Here is an 18,491-nt window from a genome sequence, read left to right as displayed (position 1 = left end):
CAAGAGGGCGGGGGGGGGGGAATTTCGGATTGCTGAATTCGGATTGCGGATGAGCAAGCTTGCGCCGGAAACGCTACGCTTATTCCGGCCTACTTGGCTTGTCTTCCAACAAATTGACGGGCTTTTAGTTTTCGGTCTAAATGCACCGTACCATAAGGGGGAAAGATTGTGCCAAATGCTGATTTCGATGTGATTGTTGTTGGTGCGGGCAATGCCGCGCTCACTGCCGCCCTTGCTGCTCGGGCCGAAGGAGCACGCGTCGTGGTTGTCGAGAAAGCCTCACAAAAGTTGCGTGGTGGCAACACGCGCTTCTCTGGTGGGTTGTTCCGCTGTACCTACGCTGACCTGGAAGATTTGATTCCTATTGTTCGGTCGCATGATAACCCTGACACCGTCGTTGCTGATCCATACCCACGTGAAACATATCTACGCGATTTAGAGCGTGTCGCTGGCGGACGCAACGATCAGGAGTTGAGCACAACGTTGGTTGATCAGTCGTATGACACCGTACGCTGGATGGCTGATCTTGGCGTACCGTGGGAATTCAACCGTGCCGTGGGTGCAGTCACCGTTCCTGGCGCGGCAAAAGTCAAGTTGCCACTCGGTGGTGCACTTCGTGTGAAAGGTGAAGGCGTTATTCTTTCATCAGCTCTCTTCCGTATCGCAGAGGAAGCGGGAGTTTCAGTTCTCTACGAAACTCAAGCGTTACGCCTCGCCACTGCCAACGATGGCCGCGTCACTGGTCTTGAAGTACGTGGCCCCGAAGGTCTCAATCTCCTGAACTGTCGAGCGTTGGTTCTTGGCAGCGGTGGGTTTCAAGCCAATCCCGAAATGCGCACCGCCTACCTTGGTCCTGCGTGGAGTCTGGTGAAAGTGCGCGGCACACGCTTTAACACCGGAGAGATGACACGTGAAGCATTAGCCAGAGGGGCGCAAAGTTACGGCGAATGGGCAGGATGCCATGCAACACCGATCGATGCCGACGCACCGATCTATGGCGAGTTACGCTTGACCGATAAAACTAACCGCCTGTCCTATCCCTTCTCGGTAATGGTGAATCTCGATGGTGAACGTTTCGTCGACGAGGGAGAAGATTTCAATCTCTACACCTACGCCAAGATGGGCCGGATCATTCTGCAGCAGCGCAGTGCGACCGTTTTTCAGATTTTTGACCAGAAAACCGTTCCTTTATTGGAAACGCGTTACAATACCGGCTCACCGGTGACCGCAGATACACTGGCAGATTTGGTTGACTATATCGACGCGCGGTATCGCTCGTTGAACATCCGTAAAGCCACGATGTTGAAGACGTTAGAAGAGTATAATGCTGCCGTTGCCGACGGTGTGTTTAATCCCGATGTGCTCGATGGCAAACATACGAACGGCCTGAAACCGGAAAAGACCAACTGGGCCATACGACTCGACCAACCACCCTTCTGCGCGTATCCCGTGTCATTGGGGATTACCTTTACTTTCGGAGGCATTCGCATCGACACCAATGCGCAAGTCGTTGACTATTTAGAACGTCCAATTCCCGGCTTATTCGCGACTGGAGAGATCACTGGCGGTTTCTTTTACTCTAACTATCCGGCTGGAGCAGGGTTGATGCGCGGTGCGGTATTTGGACGCATCGCAGGGCAGCATGCGTCGATGTTGGCGCGGGGGTTGTGAACTCTTCACAGTAGCCACGTGGAGTTGTCATGCTGAACGCAGCAAGGAATCCCGCTGAGAGACCCTTCTCTGCGTTCAGGGTGACACTCTCGCAGTACCAACCTCGTGCTCTTTAGAAGAAAGAAATGCTCTCATGAACCTCACCGAACAACTTTGTCACATCATCACTGCAACAACATTCGAGACCCTCCCTACCACGGTCGTCGATGTCGCGAAACGAATTATCCTTGACGGGATTGCCGTTGCCGTTGCGGGAGCAGGTGAAGACGGGCCGCGCATTCTTGCTGACCACCTCAAAAGCCAGGGAGCGAAAGACGTCGCCACTGTGCTGGGCCAAGGGTTCAAGACCTCGCCGGTGTCAGCAGCGTATGTGAACGGCGTGTCGATGCACGTGCTCGACTACGAGCCAATGTGGAGTCCGCCAACGCATGCGACTTCTCCAACCCTACCGGCAGTCTTAGCTCTTGCTGAAAGCACGAAAGCAAATGGACAAGGAGTCATTGCCGCCTTCGTCAAAGGCTGCGAGATCCAGGGACGCATTCGCCTCGCCTCACAGCAGAATGCACCGGGTCACTTAAAGTATCATCCACCAGGCATTGTCGGAGTCATGGGCTCAGCCGTCGCTTCAGCGCATCTTCTCGGGCTCGACACACAACAACTTCGTAACGCTCTTGGTATTGCGGCCTCTCGTGCCGGGGGTTTAATGGCGAATGTCGGCACCATGACCAAAGCAACGCATTGTGGCTGGGCCGGATCCGCCGGACTTGATGCGGCGCTATTGGCGCAACGTGGATTTACCGGGAATACAGAGATCTTTGAGGCTGCCAACGGTTTTACGGATGTGTTCTTTGGCAACACCTTTGATGTTCCAGCGCTACTCGCCTTTGGGCGTCCGTATCGCTTGGTTGATCCGGGATTCGCGATCAAGATGTTCCCAAGTCAGTATGCCACACATTTTGCCATTACGGCTGCGCTTGCAGTTCGCCCGCAGGTCGGCAACCCTTCGCGCATTCGTGCTGTCCACATCACAATGCCGGTGATGCCGTACGTGAATCGCCCTGCGCCTCGCACCGGGCTCGATGGCAAATTTAGCTTTCAATACACCACTGCTGTAGCGTTACTTGATGGTGAGGTCACCGTGGGTTCTTTCTCTGACGGACGTCGCTTTCGTGCCGATATGGCCGCATTGCTCCCCACCATTACGGTTATTCAGTCTCCCGAGATTCCTGATGTCATGGAGAAGATGTGGGTGGATGTGACCGTTGCGCTGGTAGATGGACGCCAAGAGACCGCCACATGCCGTGGACCAAAAGGCTTCTGGGGAACTCCGCTCTCTCGCGAGGAACATTTAGTGAAAGTACGTGACTGTCTAGCAACGCGCCTCGACCCTAGTGCCGTTGCGCGTTGTATTGAGTTGGTCGAAAATCTACAGAGTCTTGACACAAACGGAGTTCACGAATTAATTTCGCTGGCAGGCTGCTTTAGCTGCTGAAGAAGATCCCAGCGTGCGCACGGCGCACGCTACTCAACTCACCGCAAAGAAAAAGGAGGAACGATGGCTCGTGTACCATATCTCGATCGTGATCAATTGCCCGAAATGGAGCGTGACATCTTCGATAATCTCCTCGCGCAACGCGGGAGTATCGGCAACATCTTTCGCACTGTCGCGCATAGTCCGCTGTTACTGCGGCGGATGTTGTATTTCAGTGATGGCTTGCGCAATCGCACGCGTCTGGATCCTCGACTACGCGAGTTAGCTATTCTTACCGTTGGTCGCCTGACCAATGCTGAGTACGAATATGTGCATCATCAACGGCTGGCAAAGAGTGTGGGGGTACGACAAGAGCAACTCGACCGCTTAGCGGCATGGGAAACAGATCCGACATTCAATGAACAAGAACGTGCCGTAATTCGCTACGCGACCGAAGTGACACAAAATGTGAAAGTTGCCGACGCTACGTTTGATGCGTTACGTCAGTTTCTGGATAACGAACAAATCGTTGAGCTGACACTCAACACCGGCTTCTACAATATGGTCGTACGCTTTCTGGTGCCGATGCAGGTGGAACTGGAACCGGACGCGAGAAAACATTAGGAAGGCTATAGGCTTCAGGCTTTAGGCTTTAGGGAAGAAAGAAGGCTGAAGGAGGAAGGGAAAAAATTCAGGAGACTCATTTTACGTGTTTCTGCTTTATTCTTACTTCGTCTCTCTAGAGCCTAGTAGTCAGTCCATTTAATTTTGAGGGATAGGTTTTCGTCATGCCCGCGCAGGCGGGCATCCAGGGAAATTGAGCATTGGCCTGTGGTTAAGCCTCCTGGATTCCCGCTTTCGCGGGAATGACGTCCCTTGAGGTATCCGTCAAAATTTTCTGGACTGACTACTAGCACCCAGCGCCCAGAGCCAATATTTGTCTTCCCTTTAGCCTATAGCCTGTTTTAGAAACGATACGTATACCGCACCTTAATTCGCCCTTCACGCAGGATTGGTCGCAAGTCCCCTCCAGCACCACGCCAGTTGTGGTTATAGACCAGAAAAACTTCGTTCCCAGGCTCGATGATCCAGCGAAAGCGCGAGTTCAGCCCTAACACTTCGGACACCGTGTCATACTGCACGAAATTGAACCAGGACACATCAGGATTCAAAGCCAGGCTCAATCGCATCCGTAGCAAACGAACAACGAAATTTCCTTCCGGTAAGCGGATGTCGTTCTGCTGGTATTCTGCACTGAGAAAGAGCGCAGGTCCGGGGCGGAAATCTAACCGCGCTTGCCACTCGTCGCGTTTGCCACGGTAGAAATCTCCCCACTCATAACTCAAGCGCACCGAGAACGGGCGCTTATCCGCACTGCGAAAGATGGCCCGGTGGCGACGAAATGCATACCCTCCCGCAGGGATCACGACTCCATCACTGATGGTGAAGGGTTCGACAAGTCGTTCAAAAGTCTCCTGGGTACGAAAATTGAAAGAATCGCCGCTTTCAAACCGCCAATCGCAAGAAAAATTGACATTACGGGTGAGCAATTGGCCAGAATCAGGATTGGCCAAATAGTTGCCGTCAAACGCACAGGCAATTTGCCGCGTTCTCCAGCGCTTGGGACGTGGAGCGGCTTCAAGATACCAGCCAAAGCGACGAATACCTTTACGCGGGACGAATCCCATCGTTGCGTCGAACTGCTTCTGTACCTCGCGATACGAGCCGAAGATCGTCCACGTGTCGTTCGGCAAATTGACCTGATTCCCCCAGGCAAGGTTCTTTGTCGTGCCAGGAATATAGCTTTTCAAAAAAAACCCAGAGAAGGTGAGATTTTTCTCACGCAAAAACCGCGAGGTACTGTAGAGAAAATCTCCACCGACAAGCCCGCTAGCGGTGCCCCGCGAGGGATCGCGGCGTGTGGCAATAAAGCCAATCGAAGATTTCTCTCCGATGTCGCGCTTGACACGCATGACAGTGAAATTCTCGTCAGCAATCGGGCGGCGTTTCTCGGTCTGCACGTTGAGTAAACCAACACGATAGTCACCAATCCGACCACTCAGCTTTGCACCACCAAGGAGATCGACTTGCTTACCGTCATCGGCGATGCCGATGCGGCGACTGAAAAACGGGATTATGACCAACGGTCCTGATGTCGAGGTCAAATCGTTCACCGCAAAATTCCCCGCATCTTCTAAAAAGAATTGCCGTTTCTCGGGGAAGAAAAGCGGAAATCGCGTTAGATTGACTTGCGACTCATCAATCTCGGTCTCGGCAAAATCCGTGTTCGCCGTCAGGCTCAGCGTCAAACTCGGAGTGATATTATAAAATGCGTCAAGCCCAGGTTTCAGCACTGTGGCACCGCGCTTGACCGCCGTGGTGATAAACGGCGAGACGTCCAAGCCGATACCAGGATCGATCCTTTCCAACCCTCTGAGTCGTCCAGCCACCGAGACACGGGAAAAGTCGAGGTTCTGTCGATACCCACTCCACACGACCTCTTCGTTGCGTCGCTTGATAATCCGCTGGATATTGAACCCCCACTCGGTTTGCCCGGTCACGAAACTCAGCGTCTGAAACGGAATCGCGATCTCTGCAGTCCATCCCTGCGCAGAACGCCGCGTCCGCGCATACCAAATACCATTCCAATCGAGATTACGGTCTTGCCCTTCATCAGTAATGATCCAATCGAACCGTGCACCAGCAGAATTGACTTGAAATGCAAAAGCGTTACGACGATCGAGAAACGTGTCGAACAACACCGAGATACGGTCATCAGCGCCAAGGTCGGCATCACGATCATAGCGCGAGGTGACGATTGCCTCGGGTTGGGAGTCGAAACAGATCACACCAATGTAGAGGCGCGCACGCGAGTACAGCACCCGCACCTCAGTACGCTCGGAGGCTGGAGCGCCTTCGGTCGGTTCTCGTTGTCGTAGCGAATCAGTGACCTCAGCTTGCTGCCAGGGGGGCTCATCGAGAGCACCATCAATCGTAATCTGGGCTTCGGTATACGTCACGCGCACTTCGGGTGGATCACTAGTGGAAGCGTATAGCGGCATCGTCCCAGCACAGACAAGCACTGCCGCGATGAGGGTTCGGATAAACACAGAACGCATGAGGAGATAATAGCAGAACGGAGAGGCGCGCCGATTTATCGCACTGGCTCAATACAAGCCGGCAGATCGTTTCGTGGCGAGTTCACGAGTTGTGAAACTTCGTAGGCGACCATCTCTGTGTCAACATATGGCACCAACAATGGCAACAGCTTTTGCGGACCATCAACCGAGCGGTCGAGCCACAACGCTTCTCCCGTACGCGGTAAGATCACCGGCATGCGGTTGTGAATCGTTGCCATCAGGGAGTTCGGGGTAGTGGTAATGATCGTACACGAGTGGATCGTTTCATCTTTTGGTGACGTCCAGGTTTCCCACAATCCCGCGAAACCAAACGGCTGGTGTGATTTCAACGCAATAAACATCGGCGTTTTTTTCTTTCCTGCAGCTCTCCATTCATAGAAACCATCGGCAATGACCAGGCAGCGACGCTTTTGCAACGCGCGCTTAAAGCTCGGTTTCTCGGCTAATGTTTCAGCACGCGCATTGATCATACGACTTCCGATGGCTTCGTCCTTTGCCCATGAGGGAATCAACCCCCAACGGAGGAAGCCCGCACGATGCTCTTTTCCATCGCTCATCACACTAAGGGCGGGCTGCGAAGGGGCGATATTGTAGTGAGGCGTCAACGGAAAGTTGGCCATGCGAAAGGAAAATCGCTCTTCTATCTGGCTGCCGTCGGTTGTGAGAGTAAATCGTCCGCACATGATCTCTGTCTTTACCTCGTGGCCTGTAATGGCATATGTATAGCGAAAGCAGCGGTGGGAAGGAATCCAGCACACATGCAATATCGAACCCTGGGCCGGACTGGCCTTGAAGTCAGCACGATCAGCATGGGCACGTGGAAGTCGTTTGATGTCCGCGGCCCGAAAGAGGTCGAACGTGTCCATTCACTAGTGACTGAAGCACTGCGCTGTGGCGTCAATCTTTTTGATACTGCCCCTATGTACGGGACCGCCGAAGATGTCCTTGGTGAAGTGCTCAAAGGGCGGCGCAAAAGTGTCGTCGTCGCCACCAAAGTCCTCGCCTATGATCAATGTTCAGCACGCAAATTGATCGAACAATCGTTCCGTAAGCTCCAGGTCGACGTCGTTGACCTGATGCAGATTCACAACATGTCAGCCTGGCAAGAGGTCACCCCAATCCTCGAAGAATACCAAGCGAAAGGACGTATTCGCTTCCTCGGTATCACTGACTATCGCACCAGTATGTTTCCTGAGATGATGCAGGCGATGCGCACCGAGAAGTTTGACACCATTCAGATTCCCTACAATCTCGGTGATCGGGAAGCAGAAAAAGAGATTATCCCGCTGGCGAGGCAACTCAACCTCGGCGTACTCGTCATGACGCCAATCGCCCCCATCTTTGACCGCAACAAATTGTTACAGCCGTTGGAACGTCAGGACCTCTCCTTTCTCAGCCGTTATGGAGTCGCCACTCCAGGCCAGGCCCTATTAAAGTACGCCCTGGCGAATCCAGACGTCACCTCTCTGCTCCCTGCCACCTCCCGTCTTGAACGGGTCACAGAAAACGCGCAAAGTGCTGATGGGCCGGTATTGTCTCACGACGTACGCCGTCGCTTAGAAGGGATGCTGTCATGATTGAACTCTACGATCTCGTAGGTGCCTATAATCTTCGTTTCAGTCCGTTTTGTTGGCGCAGCAAGGCTGTCCTGGCCTACAAAAAAATCCCCTATACGACCGTGCCGATCCGTTTCTCTGACAAAGCCAAACTGGCCTTCTCCGGACAAGATCGAGTGCCGGTGATCAAAGACGACGGCAAGAGCATCTCCGATTCGTGGACCATTGCGGAGTATCTTGAGGAAACGCGACCAGACCCGAAAATCTTCCCTGGCCTCGGCTTGAAAGAGGCCTGTCGTTTCTTCAACCTCTATGTCGACCGCACGGTTCACACGGCGTTATTCCCGGTCGTCGTGACTGACATTTTCGAGTGCGTTGATCCGATCGATCGCGACTACTTTCGTAAGTCGCGTGAGGAGCGGCTCGGCATGAAACTGGAAACCGCCGCAGCCAAGCGTCCAGAATTTCGGGCACGGATGCGCGCCGTGATAGGAGATTTAAACCTCGCAATTGCCGGGCAAGACTATTTCTTCGGCACAATGAGTTATGCCGACCTCTGCCTGTTCGGTTCGTTCAAGTGGATCACCTCGGTCAGCCGCGAGCCGTTTCTTGAAGCAACACCGTCTCTGAAAAATTGGTTTCAACGGATGGAAAAACAGTTAGCAATCTAAATCGATCTGATTCAGAAACACCATCGATCGGTGAAAAGGAGGGACCCATGGACCACAAACAAGTTGTTACGGAGCGACTAGCGGCACTGGGTATTTCGCTCAGCGCGCAGGAGATCGATCTGCTCGCGAAAGCGCACGCAAGTCTGCAGAAGTGGGAAACCATCGTACAAAAAATGTTACAACCTGAATCCGAACCGGCGGTAACATTTCATGCAAAGGTGGAGGGCTAATCATGGCACAAACATCTGCCCAATTGGCCTATCTCTCGCTAGCTGAGGTTTCCAACTTGCTGGCGAAACGCGAACTCTCGCCGGTCGAAGTGACGCAAGCCATGCTCGACCGCATCACCGCCCTCGATTCGCGCTTGCACTCCTACTACACCGTGTTCTCTGCCGAAGCTCTCCGCGCGGCGCGTGAAGCTGAAGCGCAAATCAAAGCCGGAAAGTACCTCGGTCCCATGCACGGCGTGCCGGTCGCCATCAAAGACATCTATGAATCTGGCCCAACCACCTGCGGCTCGAAACTACGCAAAGACTATGTCGCCAAAGACGACTGCACGTCCGTCAAAAAACTCAAACAAGCGGGTAGCATTGTGCTCGGGAAACTGGCGACCTACGAATTTGCGCTTGGGTTACCGACCTTAGCCTCACATTTCCAGCCTGCACGTAATCCGTGGAATACCGACATCGATCCAGGTGGTTCGAGCAGTGGCTCAGGAGCAGCGGTTGCCGCAGGGCTCGCATATGGTGCGATGGGCAGTGACACAGGCGGATCGATTCGCTGGCCAGCGTTTTGTTGTAGCATTGTCGGTATGAAGGCGACGTATGGTCGTGTCAGTCGCGCCGGAGTATTTCCGCTGTCGTGGAACTTGGATCACACTGGACCGATGACACGAACAGTGAGGGACTGTGCTTTGATGTTACAAGCTTGTGCTGGTTATGATCCGCTTGACCCGGCATCGGCTAATGAACCAGTGCCAGACTACAGTGCGAAACTCGGCCACGACATCAAAGGCATGCGCATCGGCATTCCGCGCAACTTGTTCATGGCTAATTGTGATAAGGAAATTTTGGCCTCCTTCGAAAAAGCCGTGACGCAGATGTCGACACTGGGCGCGAAAGTGACAGATGTGGAGTCAATTTCGTTCGGCGATCTCTGGGCATTCTTCTGGCCGACGCTGGCAGCGGATGCGGCGGCGTACCACCTGGAAGACATGAAGAAACGGCCCAACGATTACAACCCAGATTTGCGTTTGACATTAGCTATGGGCTCGTTAGTCAGCGCCACCGGCTATTTACAAGCGCAACGTGTACGCGATCAGTTGCGTCGCGAAATGCTCAAGCAGTTAGAAGCGATCGATCTCTTCATGTTACCGACAACCGGATTTTTACCGGGACGGATTCGTGCGCAGCCAGCCGAAGGGATGTTTATCTCTGAGGAGAACTTCTCGATCTATACGCCGATTTTCAATGTCACCGGTTTCCCTGCACTGTCAGTGCCGTGCGGGTTTAGTGCCAGTGGCTTGCCGATTGGTTTTCAACTGGCTGGGAAACCATTTGATGAGACGACCGTGTTTCAGGCTGGATATGCGTATGAGCAAGCGGCGGGGTGGTATAAGCAGCATCCAGCCCTTTGAGTCAATCTGAGGCGGAAAGAACTTGAAGTCCCCTCTCCCTTGCAGGGAGAGGGCTAGGGTGAGGGTAGAAAGCTAAAGGGTAAGATAGTCTATTGCCGTCTTTCCCGAACCTCACCCCTACAATGACTGGAGAGGGGAACCCGAAGTTTGCAAACGGTTCCTTCTCAATTCGCAATTCCCATAATCTGCATTCGCCAACCCCTAACCCCCTTCCCCGTTACTTCAACACCGCCCTCGCCAACTGCTCAATCTCCTTCACCGCGTCCGAAGTCTCACTCTGCGTGAGCCAAATCGTACAATGGTCAACACCAGCTTTGGCGAGCGCATCAATTTCTTCGCGATTGCGATAGCCTCCAGGCCAGCCGAAGGCCAAGACTTGAATCGATTTGGGATCGCGGCCAGCCTTCTCAGCCAGATGATTCAATGTTTGTCGACCTTCTTTGATCTGCTCAATCTCGGCACGCACCGGCATCCAGCCATTGCCCCAGTCAACCACCCGCTGGAAGACATTCTTCGCTGTGCCACCCATAAATATTGGCGGATGCGGTTTCTGATGCGGTTTAGGAAAGGAACGCACGGCGGGAAAGTTGTAATACTTCCCTTGATATGAAGATTCGTCCTTGGTCCACAATTCCTTCATCGCCATGATACCTTCCTTGGTCTGCGTCCAGCGATGAGCGAAATCACCGCCCATGATCTCAGTCTCTTCTTTCAACCATCCGGCACCGATACCAAAGATAAAGCGTCCACCAGAAAGACGATCAAGTGTCGCGACTTCTTTCGCCAGTAACAACGGGTTACGTTCAGGAATCAAGCAGATACCAGTGCCAAGCTGAATGGTCTTGGTCGCACCTGAAACATGCGCCAAGGCAACAAACGGGTCCATAATCCGACCATAGGCATCAGGAATAATGCCATCAGCTGAACCCGGATACGGCACTGAGGTCTTGAGCGGAATGATTGGATGCTCCGGCACCCAGAACGACGCAAAGCCGAGTTCCTCAGCGCGCTTGGCTAGTACTGCCGGATCAGCGGAATTATCGATCGCAAATTCGAACACACCGATTTTCATGGAAGCCTCCTTGTGTAGAACGTGGTACGTGTTGCGTGATACGTGGGACTAGGACTAGTTTTTCTGTTTTACAAGCCCCAAGCCTCTAGCCCCTAGTCCCAAAAGTTCCAACTTTAAACTTATTCCATGGGCACCGCGCCAAACTTTTCATAATACTCCACCCAGGCGCGGCGAACATTCTTATCAAGCGAGTCTTTCACCAATGAATAAATGTCCTGCATAGTCAGAATCGCTACAGTCTTGATGCCTAGCCCCTTATCCATTGCTTGCACAGCGCTCTGGGTGCCTGCATTCTGCGCATCGCCCATCAGCTCTTGTCGATCAACCGCGATTACCATGCCAGAGAGTGTATACTGCCTAAGCAAACGAATCTTCTCCAAAGCTTCATACTTTGCTTGTCCGGTCGTGATTACGTCATCGACCAGTAAAATACCGCCCCCTTGGACAAACTTCTCTGCCCCGACAATCAACTTGCCAGCATCGCCAGCTTGCGTTGCCTCTCCATGCGCTTTCTCTTCTTTACGGTCGTAGAGGTAACACGTGTTCTTATTGAACTGCTCATACAGACCTTCACACGTCAATGCGCACAGATTGATGCCTTTATAGGCTGGGCCAAAGACATACTGGAAATCTTTCAACACCCCGTTCCTCACGCCGTCGAATGCAGCAGCGCTGTAGCCCTTCTTGAGAATTGCCAAACTCTCACCGTCAGTAAGCGAACCAATTGAGGCAAACGTCGGACTCATGCGACCACTCTTCAGCTTGAAGAACGAGTTCGCATCCTTGGCAATCTTCAAGGCATCTTTTTTTAATAATAAGTCGAGGAATTCACGTTTGTAGTTCATTGTACTTTAAGTCCAAAGTCCAAGGTCTAAAGTCCAAAGTCCGCCCTTTGGGGCTTGGGGCTAGAGGCTTGGGGCTTGTGAAACAGAAAAACTAGTCCCAAGTCCCCAGCCCCTAGCCCCTAAAGTGCGGCATCACTTTCTTCGCAAACAACTCCATACTCCGCAGGACCTTCTCATGCGGCACCATCCCACCGGGATTGAACCAACAAATCACCCGCCCCATACCGAATTCTTGCTGAAACTCCTTCAGCCGTTCCACGCAGGCTTCTGGCGTTTCGAACACCGCCATTACTTCCCGCATCTGATCGTAGGTCATGCTGCGTACCCGTTCCATCACTTCCTTGAGGCGACCTTCGAGCACTGGACCAGCCATCGCATAGATGGACGCTACCTGCGCGAGAAAGTGGCGAATACTCGGTTCGAGGTCGTGCCTCATCTGCTCATGGTTTTCACCAACATACAGCGGCATCAATAGTGTCACATCCTCACCACTTGTGTCGGGATGTCCAGCCGCTTTGCGCTCTTGATGATAGATGGGTAACAACTCACGAATCTTGCGAAACGGATTGACCTGCGCGGCAACAAAGATGGGTTCTCCCATACGCCCAAACTGCTCAAACGACTCCTTACTATTGGCTGCGAGTCGGATCGGTGGATGTGGTTGTTGTACAGGTCTAGGAATCACCGAGATATTTTCCACCTGCCAGAATTTCCCCTGATACGAACAGCGCTCGTGTGTCCAGATGTGGCGGATAAGATCTAACCCCTCCATCATCCGCTCACGACTTTCGGCTTGCTTGAGACCAAAACCAGAGAAGTGTGTCGGAATCGACCCACGCCCGATACCAAACTCCACCCGTCCATTGCTGATGACATCCAAAGTGGCAATTTCCTCAGCGACTCGCACAGGATGTGAGAGCGACAACAAGATCACCGCAATTCCTAATCGAAGATTCGTGGTTCGTTCAGCCACAGCAGACAAAAGCAACAACGGCGCCGGAATACTCGAAAGATTAGGATTGAAATGCTGCTCCACCGGCCACACCGACTCAAAGCCAAGAGTTTCAGCACAAACGCATTGTTCAATCGTATCGCGGTAGCGTTGCACCGGCGACTGCGATGGTGAGCAAGGAAGTTGGTAATGTAAACCGAATTTCATAAGCGGCCCCTCCTCCCTTACTCCCGTCGGTCGCTACGCCTCCATAGCCCTTTCTCAGGTCCCCTCTCCTTTCACCTACTTGTGGTCAACGTCTGTCCGGTCCCCTCTCCCTCGTAGGGAGAGGGCTAGGGTGAGGGTGAAAAAGCTAGGCAACAAACGAAGCTCAACGACAACTAACCTCAGAGTAAGGTACAAGGCCTTTTCGCCGATTCAGGGAAGGTTTGCAAGAGCAACAAAAGCAACGTAGGCCGGGATAAGGCCAAAGGCCGTTCCTGATGAGGCGTTTCGTGAAGAACTCGAAACACACCTCTCATTGCTCAAGCGGCAAGGTGTAATCGATGTCTGGCACGATCGCAAGATTACGGCTGGGCAAGAATGGGCCAATGCCATTGATGAAAACCTTGAAGCCGCACATCTTATCTTGCTGTTGGTGAGTGCAGACTTTCTTGCCTCAGACTACTGCTACGATAGAGAAATGAAAACTGCCCTGAAACGCCACGATGATGGAACGGCATGTGTTGTTCCAATTATTACTCGTCCGGTTGATTGGAGTGGGGCGTTATTCGGGAAACTCCAAGCCTTACCGAAAGATGCAAGACCCGTTACCACCTGGACAAACCGTGATGAAGCATGGGTCAATGTCGCGCAAGGCATTCGACAGACGGTGGAGAAGTTGAGGAAGCGGTAGAACGTGCGTATGGCGATGAGCCAGGAGTAACTATTCATCGCTTCGACCCTCACCCTAGTCCTCCTTTCAGGGGTAGGTTTTTACGCTGAGAAAAGACAAGTCGTCATTCCCGCGAAAGCGGGAATCCAGGGGGAATATGCAATAGTTCAAGGTTGAAGCTCCTGGATGCCCGCCTGCGCGGGCATGACGAACACGCGGAGCCCAACGATGGGAAATCTGCGCCGATTGTGGCTTGGCTGAAAAACCTACCCTTATGAGCCCTAGCCCTCTCCCTGGCAGGGAGAGGGAACTGAAGAACGTCCACTCGGGCAATAATGCCTACGCCTCAAACCACTTCTCCGTGCGCAATTGCTCCCATACTTTTGCGACGACCGCTCCGCCACGCTGGAGCACCCGAGCTTCGTCATCAATCACCATACGTCCGTCATAAAACTGAAAGTTACCATCAGTCATAACATGACGAACACATAGACCATTGGCATAGAGCAGATTATTGAGCGGTTCAGGTGGGACAGTACCGACCCCAGTGAGCAAGCCAGACACATCGATCGTGCACAGGTCGGCTTTGGCACCGACGGCTATGCGACCGAGGTCGTCGCGTTTTAAGCCGTTGGCTGGATTCACAGTCGCGCTGGCGATGGCATCCCACAAGGTTGGCGCTTTCAATGGCACTGGACTCTTGTCTGCCAGTAGCCGCGCGCGTGCTCGACCATACAGCACTGCGAGTTTAATGTTTTCGACGTAATCGTTTGAGTGGGTATCAATACCAATAGACGTGTTCAGACCAGCCGCGAGTGCTTCTGGATATGGATGTAAACCGCTACTGCCACCAGCCCCATTGGCAGAGGGGCAATGACCGAAGGTGACTTTATTGCGAACCAATACTGGCAGATCGCTTGCTGGTTCAGCGGCAAGCAAGTGAGCGGCAAAAACCGGTTGTGAGTAAAACTCAAGTCCTTCTAGCCACTCAGCGGGGCGTTTGTTCCACAACCGTTTCACCGCGGTATTCTCGCCAGCGCCTTGTGACAAGTGAATGTGAATACCGTTGCCCAATTCTTTTGCGGCAGCAAGGATTGCCGTGATCGTCTCCGGCGTATGTGTGTCGGTCGCATGTGGCGTCATTTGTGGTCGGATGCGGCCATCTTCGGCATTGTTGTTGGCTAAACCAAATTGTCGATTGGCTTCAATCTCTTTGAGCGTGTCTTGAACGGAATCACGCAACACCTGGTCATCTTTACGAAACCAGATTGGGAAGAGACGTGCGATCCCAGGAATCATGCCGCCGGGGTAACCACGTACACCCCAGCGTTTGGCGATACGAACGTAAGATTGTGCCTGGCGCAGACTGAGGCTCATCTCGACATGGGTCGTGCAACCTGAACGCAGCAGTTCAGCGACATTGTACGCAGTTAACGCATCCAACTCTTCATCTGTGAGCGATTCTACGACTTCGAGTGGCCGTGCGTATGACCGCCCACTTTCGATGAGACCACGAGTTGGTGACGCTGAGCAGGCATGCGTATGACCAGAAATCAAACCTGGCAAGAGGAGTTGCCCATGCGCATGCACCCGTTTCGTACGACCCGCAATACGCCCAGATTTCACCTCTTCGATACGATCGTCTTTGACACGCACCGACGCATCGGGCAGCAACGCAAGTTTGCCATCGGTATAGGTCAACGCCCACGAGGCCTCGATGATGCAATCGCGATGTGGGGGTTGTACGCGCGCTGGAGATTTACGGGCAAAGGCAGGAGATGGAGTCCCAGTCACTGCAGTGGCGAACGTTGCTCCAGCAATAGCACTCCCGGAGAGAAAGCGACGGCGGGTGAGATTGGTATTTCCCTCGGACTCTCCAGTGTTGCAGAGAAAGCAGCCGCCACGATCGTTGAAATTTGGGATTGTCATAGGGTGATCCTCCTCACCGAAGACAGGTAAAACGTAACCACAGCCGCTCTCCTTTTCCGTTTTACCTATTTACGTTTTACACATCGATACACTGCACAATCGCTTCGGTCACCGCCTGTGTTCCTTCTACAGGGCACCCTTCGGTATCAATCCATACCCGCCGGTCTTTGCACGTCGTCTCAACCGCCTCGCGAATCGCCTCGCTGGCTGAGGTCTCACCTAGATATTCGAGCATCATCGCTGCAGCGAGCATTGCGGAAATAGGATTCGCCTTATTGGTTCCCGTCAAGGTAGGAGCAGAACCGTGCGTCGTCTCGAACACAGCGTGCTGAGTGCCGATATTGGCTGCCCCACAGAAGCCGAGCCCACCAGCAGTGGCCGCTCCGAGATCGCTGAAAATATCACCGAGGAAATTCTCACAGACAATGACTGAGAAACGCTCAGGCCAGAGGATCAACGCTTGCGCTGCCGCGTCGGCATAGAGGCACTGTTTCTCAATGTCAGGATACTGTTTGCCGACTTCCTCAAAGATTTGACGAAATAACACGTAACTGCGCAGCACGTTGCTTTTGTCGATACAGGTGACGCGTTTTACACCATCGTGCGGTGCACCTGGACGCTTGCGCGCCAACTCGAAAGCAAACTTCACAATCCGTTCGGTACCTGTCCGAGTCGTAACGATCGTATCCCTGACGCCTTCAGGGGTGACCTCTCCAGCTCCGCGCGAGAAATAAATCCCTTCGGTATTTTCACGCACGATCACGTAGTCGATATCGCCCGCGACTTTACCAGCAAGCGCTGTCGCGACTTCGGGAAACAAACGAATCGGCCTGACATTAGCGTAAAGATCTAACCCGTTACGTAGCACGCCACCAAGAATCCCAGCTTCTGTGCCGTCTGGCTTGCGCACGTCAGGCAGTCCCATCGGTCCTTTCAGCACAGCGTCCGCTGTTTTACACGCCGCGAACGCTTGTGGCGACAGGTTCGTACCGGTTTGGCGATAACATTCTGCCCCGGCGGGATGGAACTGCAAGTTGAGCTGAAATCGTTCAAGCTTCTTCTCGACCGTCTCTAGCACACGCAGCGCGGCGTCGATGATCTCCGGGCCAATACCGTCCCCTTTGAGCACCACGATGTTATAGCTCTTCATGCGAGGTGACATACCACAGCCGTCACGGGCTGAGGAAGGGGCCGCAAAGGCAACGTTGCATAATACGACGCACCTCTTGCACATAATGTAACAGGGGAAATCTGTAGACCTCTCGTGGCTCTATGAAAATTCTACACTTCTCAAGTTTAGTGAAGCGCTGCGGGCTGGCCCGTCTCTTGCTGATATACAAAGTAGAGCGTGCTTATCGCTCAATCTCTTTCAGGAGGTGAACAGATATGTTCCCGCACGCATTTTCTTCTGGTGTTCCCGCAGCGATACTCGACATGACAACGGATTTTACACCGTTGCTCGTCGGAATGGTGCTTCTTCTCAGCTTTTGTGTTTTGGCATTTGCCTTTGCAATCGGTGTTCACGATACCCGTGAAGCGCAGCACCAAAATAAACAGGATGTGACGGATACTCGGGAATTCCCTAAAGCTGCATAAATAAGCAGGAACCGGGCTTTGGGATCTGGGCTCTAAATCGGGCCGCGCGAGATGCTGGTACACGTCGGGTTGTCCCCGGAGAGACTGCGGGATATTTTTTCCAAGAAATCGCCTAAAAGACCCCTTGCGCCTCGTTCCAGAGCCCACATCCCAGTTCCAAAGGCCTACTTCAGTTCCTGTTTCCCACCTTCTTGCACTGCCGTCACGCGAAAGCGGCGTTCTTTCTGGTCAAGAGAGCCCTCGATCGTGAGGACCTTGCCACTCTGCAACTGGGCAAGCAGTTCGTCTGTACCATAGAAACGGACCTGGCGAAGCAGTAAGTCTTCCTTGATCGGGTCGCCACGACCAGAAGCGTTCAGCTCTTCCACCCTGCCGATTCGTAACCGCCACGGCTTGTCCTGGACGAAAATGTCAACCAAGATGAGGTCTTCTCGTTTTTCGGACGTTGTCGGCAGTAACGTGCCAGTGATCCGTAGTTGCATCGGTCGGTCAGGATAGACCGACTGCGCCTTCGCTTGTGGCCCCCACACAAAGGTCAGTAATAGTGCCGCCAAAATCACGTGCCTCATACTCTCCTCCTCTTCTTGTCTCACCGCAGTCGTGGAAGGAACATCAGTCTCGCTCTTTTACTGTGGACAATCTGGGTAAGCAAGTGTCGGAGAACAAAGCAAACGCCCCTTCGCCGCACGCCTACATGACTGAGACTTGGCCGTTTCGTCACTTCTGAAGCGAAGGCCTGCGATCACGACTTCGGCGGTGCAGCGAAGTATATTCCGTGTGGACTCCTGGATGAAGAGACGGGACAACTGAGCATCACTTTAAAGCCAGGCGGGCAGTCGAAGAGCGACTGGAGCGCCATCGCGAGTTACCCAAGTGGGATATTCTCATCCACCCTGCTGTTCCCGATTGCTAGGGGACCTTCTTTTCGAGAATTCACCTTCGTCGAGGCTAAGGCATGGGCAAGAATTAAGTTACCGATTAAGAGCGAGGAAGAAGCGTATAGTTCCAATCGCCATGAAACTTACCGGGTTTGATATTGAGCGCTTGAAACTCATCGTCGGAGACCTGTAGGCCTTTG

17 protein-coding genes are annotated in these 18,491 nt (G+C 53.1%); 9 read left to right on the top strand and 8 right to left on the bottom strand.

Going from position 1 to position 18,491, the window contains the following annotated elements; translation table 11 throughout:
• Positions 1 to 165: 165 nt before the first annotated feature.
• The 3 genes from FJ147_20135 (at position 166) to FJ147_20125 (ending at position 3,766) form a co-directional block, all read left to right on the top strand.
• Positions 166 to 1,671: an FAD-dependent oxidoreductase gene (locus FJ147_20135; protein ID MBM4258190.1), complete on the top strand. Its 1,506-nt coding sequence runs from the start codon at positions 166 to 168 to the stop codon at positions 1,669 to 1,671.
• A gap of 133 nt (positions 1,672 to 1,804) precedes the next feature.
• On the top strand, positions 1,805 to 3,163 hold the full coding sequence (locus FJ147_20130; protein ID MBM4258189.1) for an MmgE/PrpD family protein: 1,359 nt from the start codon (positions 1,805 to 1,807) through the stop codon (positions 3,161 to 3,163).
• A 63-nt stretch (positions 3,164 to 3,226) separates the two neighbouring features.
• Complete coding sequence (locus FJ147_20125) at positions 3,227 to 3,766, top strand: carboxymuconolactone decarboxylase family protein (protein ID MBM4258188.1); 540 nt, start codon at positions 3,227 to 3,229, stop codon at positions 3,764 to 3,766.
• A gap of 341 nt (positions 3,767 to 4,107) precedes the next feature.
• Here the strand turns inward: FJ147_20125 and FJ147_20120 are convergent, their stop codons facing one another.
• Both FJ147_20120 and FJ147_20115 read right to left on the bottom strand, forming a co-directional pair.
• A complete protein-coding gene (locus tag FJ147_20120; protein MBM4258187.1) occupies positions 4,108 to 6,261 on the bottom strand; it encodes a carbohydrate binding family 9 domain-containing protein in 2,154 nt (717 codons plus the stop codon).
• A gap of 35 nt (positions 6,262 to 6,296) precedes the next feature.
• Positions 6,297 to 6,965, bottom strand: coding sequence for an SOS response-associated peptidase (locus FJ147_20115; GenBank protein MBM4258186.1), 669 nt, complete (start codon positions 6,963 to 6,965; stop codon positions 6,297 to 6,299).
• A gap of 75 nt (positions 6,966 to 7,040) precedes the next feature.
• Between FJ147_20115 and FJ147_20110 the strand changes: the two genes are divergently transcribed.
• Genes FJ147_20110 through FJ147_20095 form a run of 4 tightly spaced genes read left to right on the top strand, consistent with a single transcriptional unit; the run spans position 7,041 to position 10,145 of the window.
• Complete coding sequence (locus FJ147_20110; protein ID MBM4258185.1) at positions 7,041 to 7,859, top strand: aldo/keto reductase; 819 nt, start codon at positions 7,041 to 7,043, stop codon at positions 7,857 to 7,859.
• Positions 7,856 to 8,509, top strand: a complete 654-nt coding sequence (locus FJ147_20105) for a glutathione S-transferase family protein (GenBank protein MBM4258184.1) — start codon at positions 7,856 to 7,858, stop codon at positions 8,507 to 8,509. Before FJ147_20110 ends, FJ147_20105 begins: the two co-directional genes overlap by 4 nt.
• A 47-nt stretch (positions 8,510 to 8,556) precedes the next feature.
• Positions 8,557 to 8,739, top strand: coding sequence for a hypothetical protein (locus FJ147_20100; GenBank protein ID MBM4258183.1), 183 nt, complete (start codon positions 8,557 to 8,559; stop codon positions 8,737 to 8,739).
• 2 nt (positions 8,740 to 8,741) lie between these two features.
• Complete coding sequence (locus tag FJ147_20095) at positions 8,742 to 10,145, top strand: amidase (protein ID MBM4258182.1); 1,404 nt, start codon at positions 8,742 to 8,744, stop codon at positions 10,143 to 10,145.
• Positions 10,146 to 10,362: 217 nt separating this feature from the next.
• Here FJ147_20095 and FJ147_20090 read toward each other — a convergent pair whose 3' ends face one another.
• The 3 genes from FJ147_20090 to FJ147_20080 all read right to left on the bottom strand — a co-directional run bounded on the left by FJ147_20090 (position 10,363) and on the right by FJ147_20080 (position 13,221).
• The gene (locus tag FJ147_20090; protein ID MBM4258181.1) at positions 10,363 to 11,217 is read right to left on the bottom strand and encodes an LLM class F420-dependent oxidoreductase; all 855 of its coding nucleotides are present in this window, start codon (positions 11,215 to 11,217) and stop codon (positions 10,363 to 10,365) included.
• Positions 11,218 to 11,336: 119 nt separating this feature from the next.
• Complete coding sequence (locus FJ147_20085) at positions 11,337 to 12,062, bottom strand: hypothetical protein (GenBank protein MBM4258180.1); 726 nt, start codon at positions 12,060 to 12,062, stop codon at positions 11,337 to 11,339.
• A 112-nt stretch (positions 12,063 to 12,174) separates the two neighbouring features.
• Complete coding sequence (locus FJ147_20080) at positions 12,175 to 13,221, bottom strand: LLM class flavin-dependent oxidoreductase (protein ID MBM4258179.1); 1,047 nt, start codon at positions 13,219 to 13,221, stop codon at positions 12,175 to 12,177.
• A gap of 253 nt (positions 13,222 to 13,474) precedes the next feature.
• Between FJ147_20080 and FJ147_20075 the strand changes: the two genes are divergently transcribed.
• Positions 13,475 to 13,909, top strand: coding sequence for a toll/interleukin-1 receptor domain-containing protein (locus FJ147_20075; GenBank protein ID MBM4258178.1), 435 nt, complete (start codon positions 13,475 to 13,477; stop codon positions 13,907 to 13,909).
• 318 nt (positions 13,910 to 14,227) lie between these two features.
• Here the strand turns inward: FJ147_20075 and FJ147_20070 are convergent, their stop codons facing one another.
• Both FJ147_20070 and FJ147_20065 read right to left on the bottom strand, forming a co-directional pair.
• A complete protein-coding gene (locus tag FJ147_20070; GenBank protein MBM4258177.1) occupies positions 14,228 to 15,817 on the bottom strand; it encodes an amidohydrolase family protein in 1,590 nt (529 codons plus the stop codon).
• A 76-nt stretch (positions 15,818 to 15,893) separates the two neighbouring features.
• Complete coding sequence (locus FJ147_20065) at positions 15,894 to 16,979, bottom strand: isocitrate/isopropylmalate dehydrogenase family protein (GenBank protein MBM4258176.1); 1,086 nt, start codon at positions 16,977 to 16,979, stop codon at positions 15,894 to 15,896.
• Between the two features lie 224 nt (positions 16,980 to 17,203).
• Between FJ147_20065 and FJ147_20060 the strand changes: the two genes are divergently transcribed.
• Positions 17,204 to 17,413 (top strand): hypothetical protein, encoded by a 210-nt coding sequence (locus tag FJ147_20060; GenBank protein ID MBM4258175.1) that lies wholly within the window; start codon positions 17,204 to 17,206, stop codon positions 17,411 to 17,413.
• 164 nt (positions 17,414 to 17,577) lie between these two features.
• On the opposite strand, the gene FJ147_20055 is transcribed toward FJ147_20060, so the two are convergent.
• Positions 17,578 to 17,982, bottom strand: coding sequence for a hypothetical protein (locus FJ147_20055; GenBank protein ID MBM4258174.1), 405 nt, complete (start codon positions 17,980 to 17,982; stop codon positions 17,578 to 17,580).
• Between the last annotated feature and the right edge of the window lie 509 nt (positions 17,983 to 18,491).

It is taken from the genome of Deltaproteobacteria bacterium, from assembly GCA_016874775.1.
Taxonomy (GTDB): domain Bacteria; phylum Desulfobacterota; class Binatia; order Bin18; family Bin18; genus VGTJ01.
The sequence above is the reverse complement of the archived record's forward strand: the minus strand, read 5'-3'. Positions and strand labels throughout refer to the sequence as shown.

Bases quoted from the DNA above. Each gene is read 5' to 3' on its own strand.
- FJ147_20130 (MBM4258189.1), top strand. From the start codon at position 1,805: ATGAACCTCACCGAACAACTTTGTCACATCATCACTGCAACAACATTC.
- FJ147_20125 (MBM4258188.1), top strand. From the start codon at position 3,227: ATGGCTCGTGTACCATATCTCGATCGTGATCAATTGCCCGAAATGGAG.
- FJ147_20120 (MBM4258187.1), bottom strand. From the start codon at position 6,261: ATGCGTTCTGTGTTTATCCGAACCCTCATCGCGGCAGTGCTTGTCTGT.
- FJ147_20115 (MBM4258186.1), bottom strand. From the start codon at position 6,965: ATGTGCGGACGATTTACTCTCACAACCGACGGCAGCCAGATAGAAGAG.
- FJ147_20110 (MBM4258185.1), top strand. From the start codon at position 7,041: ATGCAATATCGAACCCTGGGCCGGACTGGCCTTGAAGTCAGCACGATC.
- FJ147_20105 (MBM4258184.1), top strand. From the start codon at position 7,856: ATGATTGAACTCTACGATCTCGTAGGTGCCTATAATCTTCGTTTCAGT.
- FJ147_20100 (MBM4258183.1), top strand. From the start codon at position 8,557: ATGGACCACAAACAAGTTGTTACGGAGCGACTAGCGGCACTGGGTATT.
- FJ147_20095 (MBM4258182.1), top strand. From the start codon at position 8,742: ATGGCACAAACATCTGCCCAATTGGCCTATCTCTCGCTAGCTGAGGTT.
- FJ147_20090 (MBM4258181.1), bottom strand. From the start codon at position 11,217: ATGAAAATCGGTGTGTTCGAATTTGCGATCGATAATTCCGCTGATCCG.
- FJ147_20085 (MBM4258180.1), bottom strand. From the start codon at position 12,062: ATGAACTACAAACGTGAATTCCTCGACTTATTATTAAAAAAAGATGCC.
- FJ147_20080 (MBM4258179.1), bottom strand. From the start codon at position 13,221: ATGAAATTCGGTTTACATTACCAACTTCCTTGCTCACCATCGCAGTCG.
- FJ147_20070 (MBM4258177.1), bottom strand. From the start codon at position 15,817: ATGACAATCCCAAATTTCAACGATCGTGGCGGCTGCTTTCTCTGCAAC.
- FJ147_20065 (MBM4258176.1), bottom strand. From the start codon at position 16,979: ATGTCACCTCGCATGAAGAGCTATAACATCGTGGTGCTCAAAGGGGAC.
- FJ147_20060 (MBM4258175.1), top strand. From the start codon at position 17,204: ATGTTCCCGCACGCATTTTCTTCTGGTGTTCCCGCAGCGATACTCGAC.
- FJ147_20055 (MBM4258174.1), bottom strand. From the start codon at position 17,982: ATGAGGCACGTGATTTTGGCGGCACTATTACTGACCTTTGTGTGGGGG.